Here is a 22,958-nt window from a genome sequence, read left to right as displayed (position 1 = left end):
GCCGCTGGAGCTTGCTGCTCTTGAAATTGGACGCTGCGCTGCCACCTGCATGCCAAGGACAATTGAGAGATAATTAACCATGCACACGCTTTATGACTCTGACACCTATTCGGTGACACATATGCTGGCCAACGCAGTGGCGGCGGATGCCTCCTGCGAGGTCAATGGCCAGCGCGTCGAGCAGGTGTTGCTGGTGCCCACTTTGGCGCGCCACGGCTTCGAGATCGTCGATAAGCGCGCCGGCAAAGAGGTCTATCTGGACGGCTCCTGGGCCGAGTTGTTTCAGCAGCACATTTCCGCTTGGCAACAAAATACCCCAACCCAGGAAGAGGTCGAGGACACGCTGGAACAGTACGCCGAACTGGCGCAAAACCCAGTGGTGGTTCACTGACAGACCAGACGCCAGTTGGCATAAGCTTTTGATGATCGTCAGACGCCTCTGGGCGGTGGCACTGGCGCTTGGCTTGGCCGGCTGTGCCCTCCCCATTTCACCCACCTCTTATTCCGACGCCAGTCGAATCCAGCGCCTGGGGCAATTGCTGCCCGCTGACGCCATCTTGCTGGGCGAGCAACACGATGCACCGGACCACCAGCAGGCGCAACGGGTCGTGGTGCAAGCGCTGATCGCGCGGCAGGTCCTGGCCGCCCTGACGCTGGAGATGGCCAGCCAGGGCCAATCCACGCAGAGTCTGGCGCCCGACGCCAGTGAAGAAGCGGTGCGCGCCGCCTTGCAGTGGAACAACCAGGGCTGGCCCTGGGCCGCCTACGGTCCGACGGTCATGACTGCCGTCAGGGCCGGTGTGCCGGTGCTGGGTGCCAACCTGCCCAACGCGCGTTTGCGCGAGGCGATGGCCAACCAGGAACTGGAGACACGGCTGAGCCGGCCGGCGCTGCAAGCCCAGCAGCAAAATATCCGCCAGGGTCACTGCGAGATGCTGCCCGAGAGCCAGATCGCACCGATGACGCGGGTCCAGATTGCGCGCGACATGGCGATGGCGCAAACCGTCACCCAGGCGAGTCGGCCCGGCAAAATAGTTGTTTTGCTGGCGGGCGGCGGGCATGTGGATCGCAGCCTGGGCGTGCCACTGCACCTGGCGCCGACAATCAAGGCCAAAGCCGTGCTGATGCAATCGGAACAAGCGTCGGAAGATAAAAACGAGGCTGCAAATTTCGATGCCATCTGGCCGGCCCAAGCGGCGCCGCCGGTCGACTATTGCGCAAAATTTGGCGCCACCCGGCGCCCACCGGCCTGAACTGGCCCTATCCCCCAGCGTCATGAATCCTTCTTACATTCTTACCCTGTCCTGCCCGGACCGCCTGGGTTTGGTCCACGCGGTGTCCGGCTTTTTGGCCCAGCGCGGCGGCAACATCGAGGAGGCGGCCCAGTACAACGACCTGGATACCGGACTGTTTTTCATGCGGGTGCAGTTTGCCTGCGCGCAATTGACGCATGAGGAACTCAAGACGCAACTCGGTGTATTTGCCCAGCCGTATCAGATGCAGTGGCGTTTGCACGCCCGTGCCGAGCCGATGCGCACGGTGATCATGGTCAGCAAGGAAGGCCATTGCCTGAACGATTTGCTGTTTCGCTGGAAAAGCGGTTTGTTGCCGCTGGACATTCGTGCCATCATTTCCAACCATCGCACCTTTTATCAGCTCGCCGCCAGCTACAACGTGCCTTTTCATTACTTGCCGGTCAACGCCGCCAACAAGCTTCAGGTCGAGGCCAAGCAGCTGGAAATCATCCACAGCGAAGCGGCGGAACTGGTGGTGCTGGCGCGTTACATGCAGGTTTTGAGTGACGACTTGTGCCGCCAGCTGTCAGGCTCGGCGATCAATATCCATCATTCTTTCCTGCCCAGCTTCAAAGGCGCCAAGCCTTATTACCAGGCGCATGACCGGGGCGTCAAACTGATAGGCGCCACCGCCCATTACGTGACCGCCGAACTGGACGAGGGTCCCATCATCGAGCAGGACGTGGCGCGCGTGGACCACAGCAAGACGGTGGAAGACCTGACCACCCTGGGCCGTGACACCGAGAGCCAGGTGCTGGCGCGTGCCGTCAAATGGCACAGCGAGCACCGCGTGCTGCTGAACGGTCACAAAACCGTGATTTTCAAGTGATGGCGGGGCGCTGCGTGTAATGCGCGTGGCGCTTTTCCAGAAAAGCCCGAATCCCTTCCTGGGCGTCCGGCGTCAGGGCTGCCGAGGCCATCAATTCGACTGCCAGCTGGTAGGCCTGATCCTGCGGCAAGCCGACCTGCTGGTAAAAGCCCTGCTTGCCCATGGCTTTGGAGAGCGCGCTGCCACGGCTGGCGCGGCTGATCAAATCCAGGGTCGCGGCGTCCAACTGGTCGGCCGGCACGGCGCGGTTGATGAGCCCCCATTGGGCGGCAGTGGCGGCATCGATGGCGTCACCGGTCATTGCCATTTCCAGCGCCCGTTTGCGACCAATACTGCGCGCGACGGCCACCAGCGGGGTGTGGCAGAACAGGCCGCCCTTGCCGCCCGGTATCGCGAACGAGGCGCTGTCGGCGGCAATCGCCAGATCGCAACTGGCCACCAGCTGGCAGCCGGCTGCTGTGGCCAGCGCATGCACCTTGGCAATCACCGGTTGCGGCATGGCCTGGACGGCGTCCATCATGTCGGTGCAGACCCGGAACAACTCGCGCGCCTGCTCCAGCGTGGCGCCGGCCATGTCGGCAAAGTTATGCCCGGCGCTGAAGACCGGGCCATTCGCCGCCAGGATCACGCCCAGGGCGTCGCTGCGCGCCACCTCATGCAAGGCCTGCGTCAATTCCAGCATGACGTTCATGGCCAGGGCGTTGCGCTTTTCAGGGCGATTCAAGGTGATGGTGGTGATGACGCCATCGGATGAGAGCAGCAGGTGTTGGTAGTTCATGGAAACATTGTGGCAGTCCGGCCCGGCCTAGGCAAGCCGCGCCCGGTTGGCCATGACCTCACCCAGCCGGATGGCGCCGCCGCTTGCCCAGGCCGGATTGAATTGCAGCGGGCCTTTGGGAAACAGCATGACCACCGTTGAGCCCAGCAGAAAGCGGCCCATCTCCTGGCCCTGGCGCAGTTGCACGCTCCGATCGTCGTAACGCCACTCACGCAACTGCCCGCTGCGCTGGGAATTGACCACGCCATGCCACACTGTGGCCATGCTGCCGACGATGGTGGCACCAACCAGCACCAGCACCCACGGGCCGTGCCCGGATTCAAAAACACAGACCACGCGTTCGTTGCGGGCGAACAAACCCGGTACGCCGCGGGCGGTGGTGGGATTGACCGAAAACAGGTCGCCGGGCACATGGATCATGCGGGTCAAACGCCCGTCACAAGGCATGTGGACGCGGTGATAGTCTTTCGGGCTCAGATACAGCGTGGCGAAACTGCCGTCGTCGAACAAGGCCGCGAAGGCCGCGTCCCCGCCGACCAGCGCGGTACTGGAATAGTGGTGCCCCTTGGCCTGCAGGATCTGATCCCGCGCCATGGCGCCAAACTGGCTGATGGCGCCATCGACCGGGCAGATCAGGTCGGCGCTGGAGAGCGGTCGGGCGCCCTCTTGCAGGGCGCGGGTGAAAAAATCGTTGAACGTGGCGTAGCTGGCGATGTCCGGGTTGGCCGCCTCGCCCATGTTGACCTGGTAGTGTCGCACAAACCACGCTATCAGCCGCGTCGTCAGCCGGCCACCGCGGGCGCGCGCAATCCGCCCGGCCAAAGTCGTCAACGCATGCTTGGGCAGCAGGTATTGCGGCAGCACGGCAAGACGGTCGGACATGGATGGCTACCGGAGTTGGGAATGGCGCGGATTGTACCGAGCGCCAGCGGGGTCAGGCCGCCGTCGGCAGCGTTCGCACATTGCGCAGCACCGGATGACGCCAGGCCCACAGTGCCAGCGCCAGCGAACCCGTGCCACCCAGGGCCAGGGCGTAACGCAAGCCCAGGTGTTCGCCCAGGTAACCGCCCAGCAGCGCGCCGGGACCGGCCGGCAGCAAGATCAGCCAGCGCATGGTGCTGGTCATGCGCCCCAATAGCGGTTCCGGCGTCACTGCCTGGCGCAAGGCCAGGAAGTTGATGAAGATCAGCACCGCACCGGCGCTGAAGCACAGCAGCATAAACACGAAGGAGGCGACGCCCCAAGGCCCCAGCGGCGCCACAGCCAATTGCAGCCAGCCCAGGCCGCACACCGCGAAACCCAGAATCAGACAGGGGCCAGGGCCGACGCGGCGCGAGATGCGGTTGCCCAGGGTGCTGGCCACCACGGTGCCCAAGCCCAGGCCCATGTAGCAAAGACCGACCTGGTGTTCGTTGAGTTCCAGGGTCCGGGTAGCGAACAGGATTTGCACCACCATGGCGCACTGATGGCACATCTGCCATAAACCCACCGCCGTGGCCAGGGACACCAGCATGCGGTGGTCGGCGACAAAGCGCAGCCCGGCCCGCAAGTCGCGCCAGAAGTGGGTGGCTTGCGTGGCAGGGCGGTTCTCCGTCACCCGCAAGCCGCGCAGAATCCAGACGCTGCCCAGCAGCAGCGCGGCATCGGCCAACAAGGCCAGCGGCGCCCCCACCAGCTTGATCAGGGCGCCGGCGACGCCGGGGCCGGCGACTTCGGCACCGGACGAGGCCAGCGCATTCTTGGCATGCGCCTCCACCAGCCGTTCGCGCGGCACCACCTGCGTCAGCACGATTTGCGCCGCCGTGCCGGCGGTCACAAAGACGCAGCCGATGGCGAACGCCACGCCGTACATGAAGGGCATGCTGAGCCAGCCCAGATACCAGCTCAGGGGCACGCTGGCCAGCACCAGGGCGATGACGCCTTCTCCGACGACATAGACCGGCAGCTTGCGCACGCGGTCCAGCCAGACGCCGGCCGGCAGCGACAGCAAGACAAAGGGCGCCAGTTCCATTGCCGTCAGGATGCCCATCTGGGACGGCGTGGCATGCAGCAGCACGGCGGCCGTCAAGGGCAGGGCCAGCATGGTGATCTGCCCGCCAAAGGAGCTGATCAGGATCGATGTCCAGAGCCGCCGGTAGGTGGCATCGCGCAGCAGGTCATGGGCAGGTAGCGCAGGCCAAATCGGCCGCCATTTCAGCCAAAGTCGGCGCCCTGCGCTGGCGGCTTTAGGCGGCATGGGGTCTCCAAGGGGGTGTTTTCCGTCAATTGAGGGAACTGTTGAAGGCCTGATTTTAGCCAGCGCTCAGGCTGCCGGTGGGTCCGCTGGCGCCGGCTTTGGGGGTGCCGCCGTAAATGTGACAATAACAGTCTGGCGGTCGGCCGCCGCGGCGAGTCTGGCCGGCCCCTGCTTTTACAACCCTTGCTGAATTGACAATTGGAAGCCCCATGAATCCACCCAGCTCGCCCGAGCAACCGGAATCGCTGCACAGAGCCGAGCGCCAGGCGCAAGTGGTCAAGGAACTGACCGCCTGTCTGCCGGCGCATGCCCTGCTGTGGCAGCAGGAGGACACGACGCCTTACGAATGCGACGGCTTGAGCGCCTACCGGCAGCGTCCGCTGGTGGTGGTATTGCCGGAAACAAAAGAGCAGGTGCAGGCGGTGCTGCGAACCTGCCACGCGCTGGAAGTCCCGGTGGTGGCGCGCGGCGCCGGCACCGGTCTGTCGGGTGGCGCCATGCCGCATCGCCTGGGGGTCACGCTGTCGCTGGCCAAGTTCAACAAAATCCTGAGCATTGACCCGGCCAGCCGCACGGCGCGGGTGCAGTGCGGGGTCCGCAATCTGGCCATCAGCGAGGCCGCCGCAGCGCATGGCTTGTACTACGCGCCGGACCCGTCGAGCCAGATTGCCTGCACCATCGGCGGCAACGTGGCGGAGAACGCCGGCGGCGTGCACTGCCTCAAATACGGATTGACGCTGCACAATGTGCAGAGAATCAGCGGTTTCACGATGACCGGCGAGGCGGTTGAATTTGGCTCCGATGCGCTGGATGCAGCCGGCTTCGACTTGATGAGCATCGTCATCGGCTCGGAGGGCATGCTGGCCGTCACCACCGAAGTGACGGTCAAGCTGGTGCCCAAACCGCAACTGGCGCGTGCCATCATGGCCAGCTTCGACGACATCCGCAAGGCCGGCGACGCGGTCGCGGCGGTGATCGCGGCCGGCATCCTGCCGGCCGGCCTGGAGATGATGGACAAGCCCATGACCGCCGCCGTGGAAGACTATGTGCATGCCGGCTACGACCTGAGTGCCGCGGCTATTCTGCTGTGCGAGAGCGACGGCACGCCGGAAGAGGTGGCGGAAGAAATTGGCCGCATGAGCGAACTGCTGCGCCGGCATGGCGCCACTGCCATCGCGGTCAGCAAAGATGAGGCCGAGCGGCTCAAGTTCTGGAGCGGCCGCAAGAACGCCTTCCCGGCCAGCGGCCGCATCAGCCCCGACTACATGTGCATGGACTCGACCATCCCGCGCAAACGCCTGGCCGACATGTTGCTGGCGATCCAGGCGATGGAGAAAAAATACCAGCTGCGTTGCTGCAACGTATTTCACGCCGGCGACGGCAACCTGCACCCGCTGATTCTGTTCGACGCCAACGATCCGGACCAACTGCATCGCTGCGAGTTGTTCGGCGCCGACATTCTGGAAACCAGCGTCGCCATGGGCGGCACCGTGACCGGCGAGCACGGCGTCGGCATCGAAAAACTGAACTCCATGTGCGTGCAGTTTTCAGTCGCGGAAAATGAGCAGATGTTCGGCGTCAAGAGGGCTTTCGACAGCAAAGGCCTGCTCAACCCAGGCAAGGTGATTCCGACGCCGCAGCGCTGCGCCGAGTACGGCAAGATGCTGGTGCGCGGCGGCAAATTGAAGTTCCCGGAGCTGGAACGTTTCTGAAACTTTGCGGGACAGACCGCAGCTACGCGAAGCGAGCCAGCTCTGTCCTCAACACGAAGCGGGATGTTGGCTGCCCGCCTTGCGAATTACGCCATTGTCCGAAGCGCCAAATCACCAGGCACGCTGTGCCTTGAGGTCGGCATCGATCTGACTCTTGCTTCGTTTTTCGGTCGCCGGCTGTGTCAGCAACCACTGTATCGCGGTCATGCCCGACGGCGACGCCGATTTTTGATTGGTGAGGCGCTGATAGTCGTCTTCGGAAAGAACGACAGCGGCCATCTTGTTTCGCTTGACGATGTGCACCGGGCCGCGTCTCAAGCTTTCGGCGATGGCCGCCATGCCACGGCGCTTGATTTCAGCGATGGAGACCGTATTGTGGTTCATAGGGATTGGCCCAACATTAGAGTGTTCTCAACGATACCCAATTGGGTACGTTTCAACAACAACTGTTTCCGCCAACAGTGGTGTGCGATCAGCCGCAAAGCAGCGATGCCGACGACCGCCAATGGTCGCAATTTGACCGTCGCTTGCGCGGTGATTGAGGTTCTTCAGCCATAAGCTAACAAACTTTGACACATCAGTCCCCTACCAACCATGAGCAACAATGCTGCAATGAGTCTGGATTACCTCGTTAGAAAAGCACAACATGAGGATGCCAAGCGCTTGTCCGTGCTGGCCGCTCAAGTGTGGCTTCATACATACGCAACGGGCGGCGTGTCGTCCCTAATCTCCGAATACGTCCTGAACGAGCTAACTCCTGAAAAATACACAGCGTTGCTGCAGAGTCCGTCAGCCCTGATTTTGGTCGCAGAGCAAGGCGAAAATTTGTTGGGCTTCGCGGTTGTCCAGCTGGGAACCGCTTGCCGAAAGGCCCAAGACGCGACGGCTGAACTTGCTACTCTGTATGTTCAAGCGCACTTCGTTGGCATGGGTATTGGTTCAACCTTGCTCAAAGAAGCGCAAGAATTGGCGAAGGTTCAAGCCAGCAGTAGGCTCTGGCTTACGGTGAATGTGAAGAACGAGCGGGCGACCATGTTCTACGCCAAGCACGGGTATACGAAAATTGGCACCTACGTCTTTGTTCTCGGAGATGTGGAACATGACAACCACGTCATGGTCGGTGCACACTCATAGGCCTCACACCCACGAACGGGCACCGCCTCAGCGCAATGACAAACGACTTCGACAACGCTAAAGGGGAGGCATTGGCGGAGTTGGATGCTTTGCTGGCTGGTCACGAGAATAGTTGGTGGGATTCGTTCTACGACAACCGCGCAAAGCCGTGCCCCTTCTTCGGAACATTTCCTGACGAAAGCCTGGCGAATTGGATAGACGAAGGCTTGGTTCGCCCAGGTAGGGCTCTTGACCTTGGCTGTGGAAACGGAAGAAACGCCATCTTTCTTTCCCGCTCAGGGTTCGCGACTGAGGCCGTTGACTACTCCCAAACCGCCATCGACTGGGCAAGAGAGCGTGCAACTGAGGCCGGCGTAGACATGCTCCTGCGCCATCAGTCCGTGTTTGAGTTGCAACTCGAGGCCGGCAGCTACGATTTGGTCTACGACTCCGGTTGCTTTCATCACATTCCACCGCATCGACGAAACGCCTATGTGGCACTAGTGTCTCGCGCACTGAAACCTGGCGGGTTATTCGGCTTGGCCTGCTTCAGGCCTGAAGGCGGGAGCGGCTACTGGGACCAGGAGGTTTATGAGCGCCGGTCGATGGGGGGAGGCCTGGGCTACGCTGAGGAACGCCTGCGCGAAATCTGGTCCAGCACGTTCCGAGTTCGCGTGCTGCGCCGGATGAACAAGCCGAGCACGGAGAGTGGGTTGTTCGGAGAACCGTTTCTGTGGGCGCTACTGGCGCAAAAGATGTGAGGCCTAAGAGCGCTTGCTGCCTTCAGCGGGTAATCGACACCTGCGTTGACCGTCCGCTGTTGGTCGGCAGCCGCCCTGCAATCGTCTACAAGTGGGACATTACACTGGGACTTTCTATATTGGTACCTATGGAAACATCAGGGGATATGCAATGAAAGATGCACGCGAATTTTTGAGTGCGGCAGCCATAAATGCGATGGAAGGCGAAGTCAGGGTACATACGCTTAACCCAAACGCGGTTCGCATTAGCAAATCCTTGGGTGACGCCGTCGGACTTACTCAACTTGGCGTCCACATGGTGACCATCATGCCTGACCACGAGTCAGCCGAATATCACCGTCATCTCTACGAGGAAGAATGTGCCTACGTCTTGTCAGGCAATGGACTCGCAGTCATTGATGGCAAATCTTTTGAGATAACGGTTGGCGCGTTTCTTGGTTTCCCTCGGAGGGGCGCAGCACATTCGATATCAAACAATGGCAGCGAGCCGTTGGTGCTCTTGGTTGCTGGACAGCGACTGGAACATGATGTTTGCGAGTACCCAAGGAAGGGAAAGAGGCTGCATATGAATGGTGCTTTGGAAGTGTTGGTGGATTTCTGACCGGCTGCTTTTCGGAAATCTGTATTGCCGTTTTCAGCCTCCAGCGGGTACTCTGAGCCACCAGCGTGACTGTCCGCTACTGGTCGTTGGCGGGTACTCAGGTTGACGAACCAATCGCCACATTGCCGTCCTTCAAAGGCATATCCGAACAGCCGGTTTGGAGCGAGTAGATCAGAGGGCTGAAGGCAACCCGAAGCTCAAGCCCGGCGCGTGATACGGGCCCCCAGACCGAGCAGCTTTTCCTCGATGCGCTCGTAGCCGCGCTCAATCATGTTGGCGTTTTGCACGGTCGACTTGCCGCTGGCGCACAGGGCGGCGCCCAGCAAGGCCATGCCGGCCCGGATGTCGGGCGAACTGAGGGTGGTGGCGCGCAGTTTCGAGCGCCCGCTGATGACAACCCGGTGCGGGTCGCAGACGACGGCACGGGCGCCCATGGCAATCAAACGGTCGACGAAGTACAGGCGCGACTCGAACATCTTCTCGAAAAACAGCACATTGCCCTCGACCTGGGTTGCCAGCGTGATCATGCAACTCATCTGGTCGCTGGCGAACTGCGGCCAGGGCCCGTCGTCGATCACCGGCATGGAGCCGTCGTAATCGGGCGTGACGCGCATCTCCTGGTCGCCGGAGAGAAAAATGTGATCCTTGTAGAGCTCGATCTTGACGCCCAGCGTGGCAAAGACACGGTGACACATCCAGTACGAGTGCAAATCGGTTCCCTCGACCCTGATCTCACCGCCGGTGGCGGCCGCCAGCGCCAGGTAGGAGGCGGCCTCGATGTGATCGTGGCAAACCCGGTGCGTGGTGCCCCCCAGTGATGAGACGCCTTCAATGCTGAGTTGGTTGGTGCCTATGCCCGTGATCCTGGCCCCCATGGCGTTGAGCATATGGGCCAGATCCTGCACATGCGGCTCACTGGCCGCATTGCGGATCAGCGTGTGGCCGGCGCTGACCACCGCCGCCATCAGGATGTGCTCGGTGCCGGTCACCGAGGGTTCGTCAAAGAACAGTTCGGCGCCGGTCAGCGGGTGCGGCAGGGACAAATCGTAGCTGTCGCCCAGCGTCATGCTGGCGCCGAGCTTTTGCAGGCCGTAGAAGTGCGTGTCCAGCCGGCGCCGGCCAATCACATCGCCGCCCGGCGGGAACAGTTTTGCCTTGCCGGTGCGGTGCAGCAGGGGCGCCACGCACAGGATGGAGGTGCGCACCTTGTTGCACAGTTCGCGCCCGATTTCGCTCTTGTTCAGCTTGGCCACGTGGATGCTGACGCGCTCGCCGCTGCGTTCCACCGTGCCGCCCAGATCGGTGATCACCTCCAGCATGTGGCGGACGTCGATGATGTCGGGCACATTGTCCAGAACCACCTCCTGATCGGTCAGGATGCAGGCGGCAATCATGGGCAGGATGGCGTTTTTGTTGCCGGATGCACGCACGGTGCCACGCAGCGGAACACCGCCTTCAATTTCGAAAATGGACATATAAATTTGGAACTGTGACGATCAGGCAGGATTATCACCCGCAACCCCGTCCACGGCTCCTGCAACACCCCGGTTTGCGCTGCATCCTGCCCCTACCCATAGGCCAGCGCATCGCGCGTCGACAGCTGAATGGCGCGCCGCGCCGGAACGCGGCTGGCCAGCCAGCCGAATACCAGCGTTGTGGCGAGCACCACCAGCAGCCCCTGGCCGCTGAAGGCGTAGCGCAGTGTGGCGCCTTCGCCCAGCATCAGATTCCCGAAGAAGACCGACGCCACCCGGCTCAGAGGCCACGCCAGCAGCAAGCCCAGCAAGATGCTGGCCAGGCTGGTGAGCATGCCCTCGGCGACGAACAGTCCGAAAATCATCCGCGGGGTGGCGCCGATCGCCCGCAGCACGCCGATCTCGCGGGTCCGCTCCTGGATGGCGATGCCCGTTGCCGAAGCCATCCCCAGCGCGCTGACCACCAGCACCAGCAGCGAGAGAAAGACGATGACCGTCAGGATGATGTTGAGGTGGTCGAAGATGACTTTTACCCGCTCCGCCTGCGACATCACGTAAAGGACTTTCAGGTCGGACGCGGCGATCGCCGCCTCGATAGCGCTTTTCAGCGCCATGACGCTCTCATATCGCTTGTCCTTGGCGACGAACATCAGGCTGTTGATCTGGTGGCCCGGATTGGCGAAAGCGTCGTACTGGGCCTCATCGAGGTAGATCTTGGCTTTTTCCAACTCCTCGACCACGCCCACCAGCGTCGCCGCCAGACGCTTGCCGCCGATATCGAGTTGCTGACTGCTGCCCAGCGGCGGGTTGCCAAAGAGTTCCATCGCCTGCTGGTTGAAGACAACTTCGGGTGGCTCGGCCCATCGCAGCCAGCGGCCCTGAACCAGTCTGGGCTTGAAGAGGTCGGTGTCGTGCGGCAGCGCCACCACGCCCACCCCGCCGCCGGTCGCGATCACCCGCGATTGCAGCTCGCCACGGCCGCCATTCCAGGTCTCCAGGCGATCGACATTGGCGATGCCGGCAAAGGTCGCCATGGCAGGCCCGCGCGGCATCTGTCCGCTCAATACGACTTGCACGTCATGCTTCATGCTCTGGTCGTAGTCGGCCAGCAGGTTGGCCAGGGATTGGCGCACATTGAAGCCGGTGCTGAAGATGGCGACGCCCAGCGCCATCGTCAATACGGTGACCAGCAAGCGCCGCTTTTGCCGCAAGCTGTTCCTGGCGGCCAGCAGCAGCCAGCGCGGTGCCCATGACGGCGCAACGGCCGCCGCCGGGCCGATGGCATCCGCTGCGATGCCGTAGTCGCTCAACGCGTCGCGCACCGACAAGTTGATCCCCTTCAGGATGGCGGGCAACGACAGCAGGATGGGCAACACCAGGCTGGTCGCGGCCAGCGCGAAATACAAATGCAGCGGCAACTGCAGGGTCAGCAGATTGAAGTTCAATTTTCCGGCCACGAAGTTCGAGAAGGCATAGCCCGACGCCACCGCCAGGGGGATGGCGACGACACCGGCGGCGGCGCCCAGCGCCAGCACCATCAGCAGGTAGATGTTCAATACCTGCCAGCGCGAAGCGCCGATGGCCTTGAGGACGCCGATCTGGCGCACCTGCTTGGCCAGGATAGAGGCCATCAGCTGGGACACCAGCACGGCGCCCATCAGAAACGCCAGCAGGCCAATACTGCCTTGCAGAAACAGCAGGGTATTGAGTTGCCATTGATGCGGGTGCTCGTTGAACTTTGGAATGTTGACGCTGGCGACATGAATGCCCAGCGACCCGAAGTAGGCCAGAGTCCCCTCCAGCGCAGCCTGAACGTCTTGCTTGCTGCGTGCCTTGTTGACGCGCAAAATCAAGCGCTGGTTGGCGGCTTCGCCGCTAATGTCGGCATAGGTCTGCTGGTCGACATAGGCGTAGATGAAATGGTCTTGCGTGGCCGGTGCCTGGGCCGGATCGAAGCTGATCCCGGAAATGGGAAGCTCAAGCATGCGCTGGCCGGCACGCACCCGTGCCCGCGAACCAAGATTCAGATTCGACACCAGGCGCCCGTCACGCTCCATCAGCATGGTTCCGGGCGCCGGGATTGCTGCCCCTTTTTCGTTCTGAATCAGGGCCAGCGCGGGATGCTTGAAATCCGCCACGCCGAACAGCCACAGCGGAATCCAGTCGTTGGGATGGACTTCGATTCGTTGCATCGACAGATCGCGGAATTCCGCGCTTTCGATTTCCGGCCTGGCTCTGAGGGCGGCCAGGTCGAGGCGCGCGAAGTCTTTCGAGGTGAGCTGGGCGTGCGCCGGACGCGTCTGGGTGAAGTTCTGCTTCAGATCGTTGGTCAGAATGGTGTACGACACCAGAATCCCGCCGACGCCCCACAGCCCGATCACCAGCGCAAAGATGGCCAGCAAGGTCTGGCCGGGCGAGCTTCGCAAGTCACTGAAGGCCTTCTTGAGCGTCATGTTCATGGCCGTGCCCCTGACTCTGCGGTGGCTTTTGGCTGGTCGCTTTCCACCGCGCCATCCTTGAGCGTGACGACGCGGTCGAATCTGGCGCTGGCAGCTCTGTCGTGCGTCACGACGATGACTGTTTTCCCGGCATCGGCCAGTTCCTTGAACAAACCCTGGATGACTTCCGTGGTCTGACTGTCGAGGTTGCCGGTCGGTTCATCCGCAACCACTATGGGTGGATCGTTGGCCAGCGCCCGGGCGATGGCGGCACGCTGCTGCTCGCCGCCGGACAAGGCCGATGGCAGCTTGTGGCCGTGCTGGGCAATGCCCACTTGCTGGAGCAGCAGCTCTGCGCGCTGCTGCCGCTCATTCCTTGCGATGACCTTGACGAAGTCCATCGCCAACAACAGATTCTCAAGCACCGTGAGTGTCGGAATCAACTGGAAGAACTGGAAGACAATGCCGATGTTTTTCCCGCGCCAGCTTGCCAGTGCGCTCTCGCCCAGCGTGTGCACGGCGACACCGTTGATGCGCACCGTGCCCTGGCTCGGGTGGTCGATGCCGGTCAGCATGTTCAGCAGCGTCGATTTTCCGCTGCCCGACTTGCCGACGATCGCAACGTATTCACCGGCGCAGAATTCCAGGTCGACCTGGCTGAGGGCCGTGAATCCGCCGCCTGCGCCGGGGTAGGTTTTGCTGACCTGCCGGAGTTCGATCAGCCGGCCCGGTGTGGTCAGGCCTGAGTTGGATGAACCGGGTGCGGCGGGTCGAGTTGACGCCGGTTCGGTCGTCGGGAGTTGCTTCTGGTACATCATGGTTTCCATTCAATGCGTTCTGGTTGTGGTTGGTGGGCTGGCGGTATTTGCGGACCGGCCCGAGCTGCTGCATGCGGCCTCATTGCACTTGCAACTCCAGCCTTTGCGTCGGTGGTTTGAAATCGAATTTCAGCCGCTCGAAATCGGGACGGCCAGATAGCAGGTTCAACCTGAAGCCTCCCGAAAACCCGAGTGGCTCGGACGGGCCTAGCAAGCCGTGGTCGATGATTCCGTTGTCGTTCTCGTCATGAAATACGACAACCGCATAGCGCCCGGCGGGCAACTCCTTAAAGCGAAACACCGCGCTGCCTCCCTCAACAGGCGTGCTCGCCTGCCAGCGCCCCGGCCCAAGGACGTTGTCGCCGGGAGCAAACAGCTTGGCGATCGCGTGCCCACCAGCATGCGTGAACCCGGTGGCGTGGATCGTCAAATCGCCAACGTTGAGTTCGCCTGCCGCCGCCAGGATGCCAACGCCGCTGAATGCCAGGCCCAGCACTGTTTTGCGCATAACACTCTGCTGCGGGCGGGTGGTTCCAATCGGGCTTGAGGGGTGCAGGGTTGGTGCGTAGGGTTGATTCATCGGAAACTCTTTCTATAATGGACACGTGTTCATTTTGTCCCGGGCTGGTATTGGCGTCCAAGCACCACAACAGCCTGTTTGTCCAGTTACAGACACAAGCCGTTTTGCTGTTCAGGAATTGCCATGACAAAGTCGCCTGCCAAACCGCCGACCGACCGCCGCAGCCTGCGCACGCGCAGCGCCTTGCACCTGGCGCTGATAGAACTCATTGCCGAGCGCGGTTGGGATGACGTGGCGGTGCAGGACATCTGCCAGGCGGCCAACATCGGCCGCTCCACGTTCTACCTGCACTACCCCAACAAGGAGGCCTTGCTGGAAGGTGGTCTGGCGGGCCTGCAAGCCGAGCTACAGCGCCAGGCCCGTGCCCGGTCAACCGGCGCCAGTCCAGCCACCGGGGCGCCGCCAGGCTTGCAGTTCGCGCTGGGACTGATCGAGCATGCGCACGAACAGCGCAAGCTCTTTCGCGGCCTGATCGGTCGGCGCAGTGGCTATGTGGTGCAACAGCGTTTTCGTGAAATGGTGATTCGCCTCATTGCCGCCGAGCTGCCGGCAACAACCGGCAGCTTGCCGCGCGGGGCCGTCGTGCGCTGGCTCGCCGGGGCTTTTGTCGAACTGCTCAGCTGGTGGGTGGAGCAGCGCACACCGATGCCGCCGACGGAACTGGCAAGCTTGTTCAACCAGCTGTCGTGTTCGGCGTTGCCGCCGGACCGCAAGGGAGCGTGAGTCGCAAGCGAAAGGAGCCCCTACCTTGCTTTATCAACTCATGGAGATTTCAAATGTCGAAACATTGCTGCGCAACGCATCAAATTCTTATCGCGTCCCCGATCGATCAATGCCACCGCTTTTTCACCCCAGCCGGTGAAGCATTGTGGGTTGATGGCTGGCAGCCTAGCTACTATTTCCCGACAGATGGTCGAACCGAGCGCGGCATGATTTTCACGACCGGTAGCGGCGACGACTTCACGATCTGGAATCTGGTGGACTTCGACCCGCAGACGCACTACTCCCGTTACTCAAGGGTTACGCCGGCATTGTGCACCGGGACGGTTGAAATCAAGTGCCAAGCCCAGAGCGAAACAGCCACGGAAGTCACGGTCAGCTATACGTTAACCGCGCTGACGCCGAAGGGCGAAGAGTCCCTGGTTTCCTTCGAAGGGGCCGCTTTCGCGGAGATGATTGAAGAATGGAAGCGGCTGATCGATTCCCGATTGCCCGCTCTGATCGAGGCAAATATTCGGTGAGGCCTCCCGGCGGCCAGCCTGCCCGGTAGCCGGCCGATCAAGCCGGTTGCGATTCATGTTACAAAGCCCGCTGCCCTTCGACACTCCGACCTCAACGCACCATGGTACTCAACTACATCTGGACTGGCTTTTTTCTGGTTGGCTTCATCGCGGCCTTGGGACAATGGCTTTTCCTGGGTGATGTGGAGGTTTTCAAGCGCATCGTCGACGGGACTTTCGAGTCGGCAAAGGTCGCTGTCATGGACATCGCGCTGCCGCTGGCGGGCGTGATGACGCTTTGGCTGGGCATCATGAAGATCGGCGAGAAGGCCGGCGCGATCGATTTCATCGCCAAAATCATCGCGCCTTTTTTCGAGCGCATCTTTCCCGGCGTGCCGAAGAACCATCCGGCCAATGGCCACATGGTGATGAATTTCTCGGCCAATCTGCTGGGCCTGGACAATGCCGCCACGCCGTTCGGCCTGAAAGCGATGGAAAGTCTGCAAAGCCTGAACCCGAATCCGGACCAGGCGACCGATGCCCAGATCATGTTTCTGGTCTTGCACACCTCGGGCCTGACCCTGATCCCCTTGGCCATCATGGCGCAGCGCGCGGTATTGGGCGCGCAAGACCCGTCGGATATTTTCATCCCCTGCATGATTGCCACCTATGTGGCGACCGTGGTCGGTCTGATAGCGGTCGCCCTGCGCCAGCGCATCAATCTGCTGCAGCCGGTGGTGCTGGGCTGGCTGGGCGGCATCAGCGCCTTCATCGTGGGCCTGGTCTGGACCATGAGCCAGCACATGAGCCGCTCCGAAATCGAAGTGTTTTCCAAGCTCAGCAGCAATCTGTTGTTGTTCTCCATCATCGTCGCCTTCATGCTGGGGGCCATGCGCCGGCGCGTCAATGTCTATGAGGCCTTTATCGAGGGCGCCAAGGGCGGCATCCAGACCTCGCTGACCATCATTCCCTACCTGGTGGGCATGCTGGTGGCGATTGGCGTGCTGCGCAATTCAGGGGTGCTGAATCTGGTCGTCTCGGCCTTTACCTGGGTCTTTACGCAGCTTGGCATCAATACCGATTTCACGCCGGCCTTGCCAACCGCACTGATGAAGCCTTTGAGCGGCAGTGGCTCGCGCGCCATGATGGTGGATGCCATGAAAACCTATGGCGCCGATTCCTTTGTCGGTCGTCTGGCCTGCATTTTTCAGGGCTCCGCCGACACGACTTTTTATATCGTTGCCTTGTATTTCGGCTCGGTCGGTATCCGCAAGACCCGCTACTCGATTCCCATGGGGCTGCTGGCGGACCTGGCCGGCGTGGTGGCCGCTGTTTTTGTCGCCTATCTGTTTTTTCACGCCTGAGCCCACGGTTCAGATATTATTGCCAGCCAATCTGTTATCCAAAAATGAGGAGAAACGTCATGCAGGAACGCGAGTTACGTGAACTGATCGAGGATGTGCGCGTCGGCAAATTGCCGCGCCGGCACTTTATCCAGCAACTGGTGTCGCTGGGCCTGACGGCGCCGATGGCGGCGCAACTGCTGATGCACTCGGGTATCGCGCAGGCGCAAACCACCTCCCTCTACAAGCCCACCAAGCGCGGCGGCGGCGGCGCGCTCAAAGCCTTGTGGTGGCAGGGCGCCACTTTGTTGCAGCCGCATTTTGCTTCCGGCACCAAGGACCAGGAAGGCTCGCGCATCTTCTACGAACCGCTGGCGGTGTGGGACAACGAGGGCAATCTGGTGCCCATCCTGGCGGCCGAGATCCCGACGCGCGAAAACGGCGGTCTGGCGGCGGACGGCAAATCGGTGGTCTGGAAGCTGAAAAAAGGCGTCACTTGGCACGATGGCAAGCCTTTTAGTGCCGACGATTGCGTATTCACCTGGGAGTTTGCACGCGACCCGGCCACGGCAGCCATAACGGCTGGCGTCTACAAGGATGTCAAGGTCGAGAAAATCGACTCGCACAGCGTTCGGGTGATCTTTCAGAAGCCGACGCCGTTCTGGGCCACCACTTTCGTCGCGGCGGAAGGGATGATCATCCCCAAGCACTTGTTCGCTGCCTACAGTGGCGCCAAGTCGCGCGAGGCGCCCAACAACCTGAAACCGGTAGGTACCGGTCCCTACAAGTTTGTCGACTTCAAGCCGGGCGACATCGTGCGCGGCGAGATCAACCACAACTACCACATGCCCAATCGCCCGTTTTTCGACAGCATCGAAATGAAGGGCGGCGGCGACGCCACTTCGGCGGCGCGTGCCGTATTGCAGACCGGCGAGTACGACTACGCCTGGAACCTGCAGGTGGAAGACGAAGTCCTGAAGCGCATGGAAGCCGGCGGCAAGGGCAAGGTGCGCGTGATTGACAGCGGCGACATCGAGTTCATCCAGCTCAATCCGACCGATCCGTTCAACGAGGTCGAGGGCGAGCGCGCCAGCATCAAGTCCAAACACTTCGCCTTCAGCGAGCCGGCCGTGCGGGAGGCCATGTCGCTGCTGGTGGACCGCAAGGGGGTGCAGGATTTCATCTATGGCCGCACCGGCGTGGCGACCAGCAATTTCCTGAACAACCCGCCGCGTTTTCGTTCGCCCAACACCAAGTGGGAATTCAATATCGACAAGGCGAACCAGATTCTGGAGGCCGCCGGATGGAAGAAGGGCAGCGACGGCGTCCGCGAGAAGGGCGGCAAGAAGATGCGGTTGGTGTTCCAGACCTCGGTCAATTCAATCCGCCAGAAGGAACAGGCGGTTATCAAACAGGCTTGCCAGAAGGCCGGCATCGAGCTGGAACTGAAGTCCGTCACGGGTTCCGTATTCTTCTCTTCGGACGTTGCCAACCCGGATACCTACGGCAAATTCTGGTGCGACATGCAGATGTACACCACCACCATGACGCAGCCCGATGCCGAGCGTTTCATGGACCAGTACACCTCGCGGGAGGTCTCCTCGAAGGCCAACAAATGGCTGGGACGCAACATTGCCCGCTATCGCAATGAGGAGTACGACAAGGCTTACCATGCGGCGGAAGCAGAGCTTGATCCGGTCAAGCGGGCGGCACTGTTCATTCGCATGAACGACATGGTGATCAAGGATAACGCCGTTATTCCACTGATCAGCCGGCCGCGCGCGCGCGGTGCCAATCTGAAACTGGTGGCCAGTCTGTCGGGTTGGGATCTGGACTTCTCGACACTGCAAAACTGGTATCGCGAAGCTTGAGCCGTTAGCCGGAACGCGTAGCCGTGGGCACTTATATCCTGCGGCGCCTGTTGATTGCCCTGCCCAGTGTGCTGGGCATCAGCGTGGTGCTGTTTACCGTGCTGGCCTTGGCGCCGGGGGACCCGTTCGAGGAACTGGCCACCAACCCCAACGTGCCGGCCGCGGTGCGCATCGCGTTGCGCGCCAAGTTCGGCCTCGACGACCCGATCTGGCAGCGCTACTTTCGCTGGCTGGCGGCGATGCTGCAGGGCGACTGGGGCTTTTCCTTCATCAGCCGGGTCGACGTCGACACGCTGATCCTGCAACGTGTGCCGGTCACGCTGGCGGTGATTGGCGCTTCACAGGTGCTGGCGCTGTTGATTGCCTTGCCGGTAGGCATCTACTCGGCCGCCAAGCCCTACTCGTGGTTTGACCGGATTGCCAGCACGCTGGCTTTTGTCGGCTTTTCCCTGCCTACGTTTTTCACCGGCCTGCTGCTGATCTTTCTGTTCTCCATCACGCTCGACTGGCTGCCCTTTGTCTTCCGCGCCGACATCTCGGCCAGCGGCTGGCAATGGTGGTGGGAACAGGTGCGCCAGTCCATCATGCCGGTGCTGGAGCTGGGATTGTTCCAGGGCGCCAGCTGGACGCGCTACGTGCGCTCGGCCATGCTCGATGTGATCCGGCTCGACTACGTGACCACGGCCCGCAGCAAGGGCCTGAAAGAGCGCGTGGTGGTGGTCAAGCATGTGGTGCGCAACGCGCTGATCCCGGTGGTCACGCTGGTGGCGCTGCAAATGCCGGCGGTGTTCGGCGGCGCCATCGTCACCGAGCAGATTTTTCGCATCCCCGGCATCGGGTCGCTGCTGATCGACGCCATCCTGCGCAACGACACGCCGGTCATCATGGCGGTGACCTTCGTGTTCGCCTGCCTGGTGATTTTGTTCAACCTGATTGCCGATTTGCTCTATGGCTGGCTCGACCCCCGCATCAGTTACCGCTAAGGCGCCGCCGCCGGCAGCTCCCGTCTCGCTGGCGCGTGAGGCCTGGCGCCGTTTCCGGCGCCACAAGATGGCGGTGGCGAGCCTGGTCGTGTTGCTGACCATGGTGTTTCTGGTGGCGCTCGGGCCACTGCTGTGGCAGGTCGCGATCAATGACATCGACTTCACGGCGCGCCTGAAGGGGCCGTCGCTGGGGCATCCCCTGGGCACCGACGATCTGGGCCAGGATCTGCTGGCCCGGATTCTGTATGGTGGCCGCATTTCGCTGGCGGTCGGTCTGGCGGCGATGGCGATGGCGATTCTGGTCGGCGTGACCATAGGCGCCGTTGCCGGCATTTCGCGCGGCGCGGTCGACGCCGCCCTGATGTGGCTGACCGATCTGTTTTTGTCGCTGCCGCAACTGCCTTTGCTGCTGCTGCTGATCTACCTCTTTCGCGATCGGCTGAAGGCCGCTTTTGGTCCGGAGGTGGGTGTCTTCATCCTGATCGTGCTGGTGATCGGCGGCTTTCGCTGGATGCCGGTGGCGCGGCTGGTGCGGGCGCAGTTTTTCTCCTTGCGCGAGAAGGAGTATGTGGAGGCGGCACGGGCCCTGGGGGCCTCCACGCTGCGTCAAGTGGTGCGGCATATCCTGCCCAATACGCTAGGCCCGGTGATCGTTGCCGGCACCATCGACGTGGCGGCGGCCATCATCGCCGAATCGACCCTGTCGTTTCTGGGCCTGGGCTTCCCGCCCGACATCCCGACCTGGGGCCGCATTCTGTTCGACAGCAAGGATTACCTGGACGTGGCGCCACACTGGGCCATGTTTCCGGGGGCGGCGATTTTTCTCACCGTGCTGACCATCAATTTCATCGGCGATGGCCTGCGCGATGCCCTCGATCCGCGCAAGGTGATGTAAGCATGGGCAACAGCAACCTGGCATCTTCAAGCGTGGTCGGCGAACCGCCGCAGCGGCTGCTCGATATTCGGGGTCTGAAGACGCATTTCAAGACCGACGACGGCTGGCTGCATGCGGTCGACGGCGTCGATATCGGCATAGACCGCGGCGAGACGGTGTGCGTGGTGGGCGAGTCCGGCTGCGGCAAGTCGGTGACGGCAATGTCGGTGCTCAAGCTGCTGCCGATGCCGCCGGGGCGCATTGTTGCGGGGCAAATTCTCTGGCAGGGGCGCGACATCGTGCCGCTCTCCGAGGACCAGATGCACGGCATTCGCATGAAGGAAATCGCCATCGTGTTTCAGGAACCGATGACCTCCTTGAACCCCGTGTACACGGTTGGCGAGCAAATCGCCGAGGGCCTGCGACTGCACGAAGGACTGGGCCGCAAGGAGGCGCTGGAGCGGGCCGTGGCGATGCTCAAGCTGGTGCGCATCCCGACGCCGGAGCGGCGGGTGCACGACTATCCGCACCAGTTTTCCGGCGGCATGCGCCAGCGCGTGATGATTGCGATGGCGCTGTCGTGCAAGCCCCAGTTGCTGATTGCCGACGAGCCGACGACCGCGCTGGACGTCACCATTCAGGCGCAAATCCTGGACCTGCTGGCCGAGCTCAAAGACGAGTTGGGCATGGCCATCATGCTGATCACGCATGCCATGGGGGTGGTGGCCGAGGTGGCGCAGCGGGTGGTGGTGATGTACGCCGGCAAGGTGGTTGAGGAGGCGCCGGTGATAGAGCTGTTCGCGCAGCCGCGCCACCCCTACACGCAGGGCCTGATCCGCTCCATTCCACGCATAGATACGGCCGCCCTGCACAAGGTGCGGTTAGAGACCATTCCCGGTGTTGTGCCCAAGCTGATTGCGCCGCCCGAAGGTTGTCGCTTCGCGCCGCGCTGCAAGCTGGCGACGCCGGCCTGCACGCAGGCCTCACCGCCCTTGCGCGAGGTGGTGCCGGGGCATAAGGTGGCCTGTATTTTTGACCTGGGCTCGCCATGACCGAAGCACTGCTCAAAGTCAAACAGTTGGTCAAGCACTTCCCGATCACGGGCGGCATGCTGGGGCGCGTCGTCGACAAGGTGCATGCCGTCGATGGCGTCAGCTTCGAACTGGCGGCCGGCCAAACGCTGGGCGTGGTGGGCGAATCGGGTTGCGGCAAAAGCACCACCGGCCGCTGCATCCTGCGCTTGATAGAGCCGACTGCGGGCGAGGTCTGGTTTGACGGCAAGTGCGTCACGGCCATGGGCAAGACCGAGCTGCGCAGCATGGCACGCGACATGCAGATCATCTTCCAGGACCCCTACGCCTCGCTGAACCCGCGCATGACGGTGGGCGCCATCGTCGGCGAGGCCTTGACCATTCACAAGCTGACCCGAAACGCCCGCGAGTACCAGGACCGGATCGTCGAATTGCTGGAGACGGTGGGCTTGAGCGCCGATCAGATGCGACGCTATCCGCATGAATTCTCGGGCGGCCAGCGCCAGCGCATCGGCATTGCGCGGGCCCTGGCGGTGAGCCCCAAACTGGTGGTTTGCGATGAGGCGGTGTCGGCGCTGGACGTGTCGATCCAGGCCCAGGTGATCAACCTGCTGGAAGACCTGCAAGCCAAGTTCAATCTGACTTATCTGTTCATCGCGCACGACCTCTCGGTGGTGGAACACATCAGCGACCGGGTTGCCGTGATGTACCTGGGGCGCATCGTCGAGCTGGCCTCGGCGCGCGATCTCTACACGCAGCCGCTGCACCCCTATACCGAGGCCTTGCTGTCGGCCATGCCGGTGCCCGACCCGCAGTTCAAGCGCAAGCGCATCATGTTGCAAGGCGATGTCCCGAGTCCCATCAAACCGCCGTCGGGCTGCCACTTTCACACCCGCTGCCCGATGGCGCAGAACGACTTGTGCCGCAGCGAGTCGCCGCAACTCAAGCAAAGCGGCGACGGCCACTGGGTGGCCTGCCACCTGCGCGCTTGATCCGACCC

Annotated in this window: 23 protein-coding genes; 15 read left to right on the top strand and 8 right to left on the bottom strand. The window is 62.1% G+C overall.

Annotated elements, in window-relative coordinates:
- Nucleotides 1-79 precede the first annotated feature (79 nt).
- The 3 genes from PHS32_RS15990 to purU are packed head-to-tail and all read left to right on the top strand — an operon-like array spanning nt 80 to nt 2,124.
- On the top strand, nt 80-391 hold the full coding sequence (locus tag PHS32_RS15990) for a DUF3567 domain-containing protein (protein ID WP_301080038.1): 312 nt from the start codon (nt 80-82) through the stop codon (nt 389-391).
- A gap of 31 nt (nt 392-422) precedes the next feature.
- Entirely contained in the window at nt 423-1,253 is an 831-nt protein-coding gene (locus PHS32_RS15985; protein ID WP_301080037.1) for a ChaN family lipoprotein, read from the top strand.
- A 22-nt stretch (nt 1,254-1,275) separates the two neighbouring features.
- Entirely contained in the window at nt 1,276-2,124 is an 849-nt protein-coding gene (purU, locus tag PHS32_RS15980; protein ID WP_301080036.1) for a formyltetrahydrofolate deformylase, read from the top strand.
- On the opposite strand, the gene PHS32_RS15975 is transcribed toward purU, so the two are convergent.
- Genes PHS32_RS15975 through PHS32_RS15965 form a run of 3 tightly spaced genes read right to left on the bottom strand, consistent with a single transcriptional unit; the run spans nt 2,117 to nt 5,138 of the window.
- Nucleotides 2,117-2,902, bottom strand: coding sequence for an enoyl-CoA hydratase-related protein (locus PHS32_RS15975; RefSeq protein WP_301080035.1), 786 nt, complete (start codon nt 2,900-2,902; stop codon nt 2,117-2,119). The genes purU and PHS32_RS15975 overlap by 8 nt on opposite strands.
- Nucleotides 2,903-2,929: 27 nt before the next feature.
- Nucleotides 2,930-3,784 carry an archaetidylserine decarboxylase gene (asd, locus tag PHS32_RS15970; RefSeq protein WP_301080034.1) on the bottom strand — a complete coding sequence of 285 codons (855 nt, stop codon included), beginning with the start codon at nt 3,782-3,784 and terminating at the stop codon, nt 2,930-2,932.
- Nucleotides 3,785-3,836: 52 nt separating this feature from the next.
- Nucleotides 3,837-5,138, bottom strand: a complete 1,302-nt coding sequence (locus tag PHS32_RS15965; protein ID WP_301080033.1) for an MFS transporter — start codon at nt 5,136-5,138, stop codon at nt 3,837-3,839.
- Nucleotides 5,139-5,347: 209 nt separating this feature from the next.
- Between PHS32_RS15965 and PHS32_RS15960 the strand changes: the two genes are divergently transcribed.
- Nucleotides 5,348-6,850, top strand: coding sequence for an FAD-linked oxidase C-terminal domain-containing protein (locus PHS32_RS15960; RefSeq protein WP_301080032.1), 1,503 nt, complete (start codon nt 5,348-5,350; stop codon nt 6,848-6,850).
- 111 nt (nt 6,851-6,961) lie between these two features.
- On the opposite strand, the gene PHS32_RS15955 is transcribed toward PHS32_RS15960, so the two are convergent.
- Nucleotides 6,962-7,234 (bottom strand): hypothetical protein, encoded by a 273-nt coding sequence (locus tag PHS32_RS15955; protein WP_301080031.1) that lies wholly within the window; start codon nt 7,232-7,234, stop codon nt 6,962-6,964.
- Nucleotides 7,235-7,444: 210 nt separating this feature from the next.
- Here PHS32_RS15955 and PHS32_RS15950 point away from each other — a divergent pair, with 210 nt between their 5' ends.
- From PHS32_RS15950 to PHS32_RS15940, 3 genes are all read left to right on the top strand, one after another.
- The gene (locus tag PHS32_RS15950) at nt 7,445-7,984 is read left to right on the top strand and encodes a GNAT family N-acetyltransferase (RefSeq protein ID WP_301080030.1); all 540 of its coding nucleotides are present in this window, start codon (nt 7,445-7,447) and stop codon (nt 7,982-7,984) included.
- Nucleotides 7,985-8,019: 35 nt separating this feature from the next.
- Nucleotides 8,020-8,724, top strand: a complete 705-nt coding sequence (locus PHS32_RS15945; protein ID WP_301080029.1) for a class I SAM-dependent methyltransferase — start codon at nt 8,020-8,022, stop codon at nt 8,722-8,724.
- Nucleotides 8,725-8,920: 196 nt separating this feature from the next.
- Nucleotides 8,921-9,325 (top strand): cupin domain-containing protein, encoded by a 405-nt coding sequence (locus tag PHS32_RS15940; RefSeq protein WP_301080045.1) that lies wholly within the window; start codon nt 8,921-8,923, stop codon nt 9,323-9,325.
- A gap of 197 nt (nt 9,326-9,522) precedes the next feature.
- Here the strand turns inward: PHS32_RS15940 and murA are convergent, their stop codons facing one another.
- The 4 genes from murA to PHS32_RS15920 all read right to left on the bottom strand — a co-directional run bounded on the left by murA (nt 9,523) and on the right by PHS32_RS15920 (nt 14,636).
- On the bottom strand, nt 9,523-10,800 hold the full coding sequence (gene murA / locus PHS32_RS15935; RefSeq protein ID WP_301080028.1) for a UDP-N-acetylglucosamine 1-carboxyvinyltransferase: 1,278 nt from the start codon (nt 10,798-10,800) through the stop codon (nt 9,523-9,525).
- 92 nt (nt 10,801-10,892) lie between these two features.
- A complete protein-coding gene (locus tag PHS32_RS15930) occupies nt 10,893-13,259 on the bottom strand; it encodes an ABC transporter permease (protein WP_301080026.1) in 2,367 nt (788 codons plus the stop codon).
- A complete protein-coding gene (locus PHS32_RS15925) occupies nt 13,256-14,056 on the bottom strand; it encodes an ABC transporter ATP-binding protein (protein ID WP_301080025.1) in 801 nt (266 codons plus the stop codon). The genes PHS32_RS15930 and PHS32_RS15925 overlap by 4 nt, the downstream gene beginning before the upstream one ends.
- A gap of 79 nt (nt 14,057-14,135) precedes the next feature.
- Entirely contained in the window at nt 14,136-14,636 is a 501-nt protein-coding gene (locus PHS32_RS15920) for a DUF2141 domain-containing protein (protein WP_301080024.1), read from the bottom strand.
- A gap of 123 nt (nt 14,637-14,759) precedes the next feature.
- On the opposite strand from PHS32_RS15920, the gene PHS32_RS15915 reads away from it, so the two are divergent.
- The 8 genes from PHS32_RS15915 to PHS32_RS15880 all read left to right on the top strand — a co-directional run bounded on the left by PHS32_RS15915 (nt 14,760) and on the right by PHS32_RS15880 (nt 22,950).
- On the top strand, nt 14,760-15,359 hold the full coding sequence (locus PHS32_RS15915; RefSeq protein WP_301080023.1) for a TetR/AcrR family transcriptional regulator: 600 nt from the start codon (nt 14,760-14,762) through the stop codon (nt 15,357-15,359).
- 53 nt (nt 15,360-15,412) lie between these two features.
- Nucleotides 15,413-15,877 (top strand): SRPBCC family protein, encoded by a 465-nt coding sequence (locus PHS32_RS15910; protein WP_301080022.1) that lies wholly within the window; start codon nt 15,413-15,415, stop codon nt 15,875-15,877.
- A 101-nt stretch (nt 15,878-15,978) separates the two neighbouring features.
- Complete coding sequence (locus PHS32_RS15905) at nt 15,979-17,220, top strand: nucleoside recognition domain-containing protein (protein WP_301080021.1); 1,242 nt, start codon at nt 15,979-15,981, stop codon at nt 17,218-17,220.
- Between the two features lie 59 nt (nt 17,221-17,279).
- A complete protein-coding gene (locus tag PHS32_RS15900; RefSeq protein WP_301080019.1) occupies nt 17,280-19,070 on the top strand; it encodes a peptide ABC transporter substrate-binding protein in 1,791 nt (596 codons plus the stop codon).
- Nucleotides 19,071-19,093: 23 nt separating this feature from the next.
- Nucleotides 19,094-20,053 (top strand): ABC transporter permease, encoded by a 960-nt coding sequence (locus PHS32_RS15895; RefSeq protein ID WP_301080018.1) that lies wholly within the window; start codon nt 19,094-19,096, stop codon nt 20,051-20,053.
- Nucleotides 20,019-20,948, top strand: a complete 930-nt coding sequence (locus PHS32_RS15890; RefSeq protein WP_301080017.1) for an ABC transporter permease — start codon at nt 20,019-20,021, stop codon at nt 20,946-20,948. Before PHS32_RS15895 ends, PHS32_RS15890 begins: the two co-directional genes overlap by 35 nt.
- Before the next feature lie 2 nt (nt 20,949-20,950).
- Nucleotides 20,951-21,979 (top strand): ABC transporter ATP-binding protein, encoded by a 1,029-nt coding sequence (locus PHS32_RS15885; protein WP_301080016.1) that lies wholly within the window; start codon nt 20,951-20,953, stop codon nt 21,977-21,979.
- Complete coding sequence (locus PHS32_RS15880; RefSeq protein ID WP_301080015.1) at nt 21,976-22,950, top strand: dipeptide ABC transporter ATP-binding protein; 975 nt, start codon at nt 21,976-21,978, stop codon at nt 22,948-22,950. The genes PHS32_RS15885 and PHS32_RS15880 overlap by 4 nt, the downstream gene beginning before the upstream one ends.
- Nucleotides 22,951-22,958: the final 8 nt, after the last annotated feature.

This window comes from Rhodoferax sp. (assembly GCF_028714215.1).
Taxonomy (GTDB): Bacteria; Pseudomonadota; Gammaproteobacteria; order Burkholderiales; family Burkholderiaceae_C; genus Rhodoferax.
This window is presented reverse-complemented; position numbering and strand designations above follow the sequence as displayed.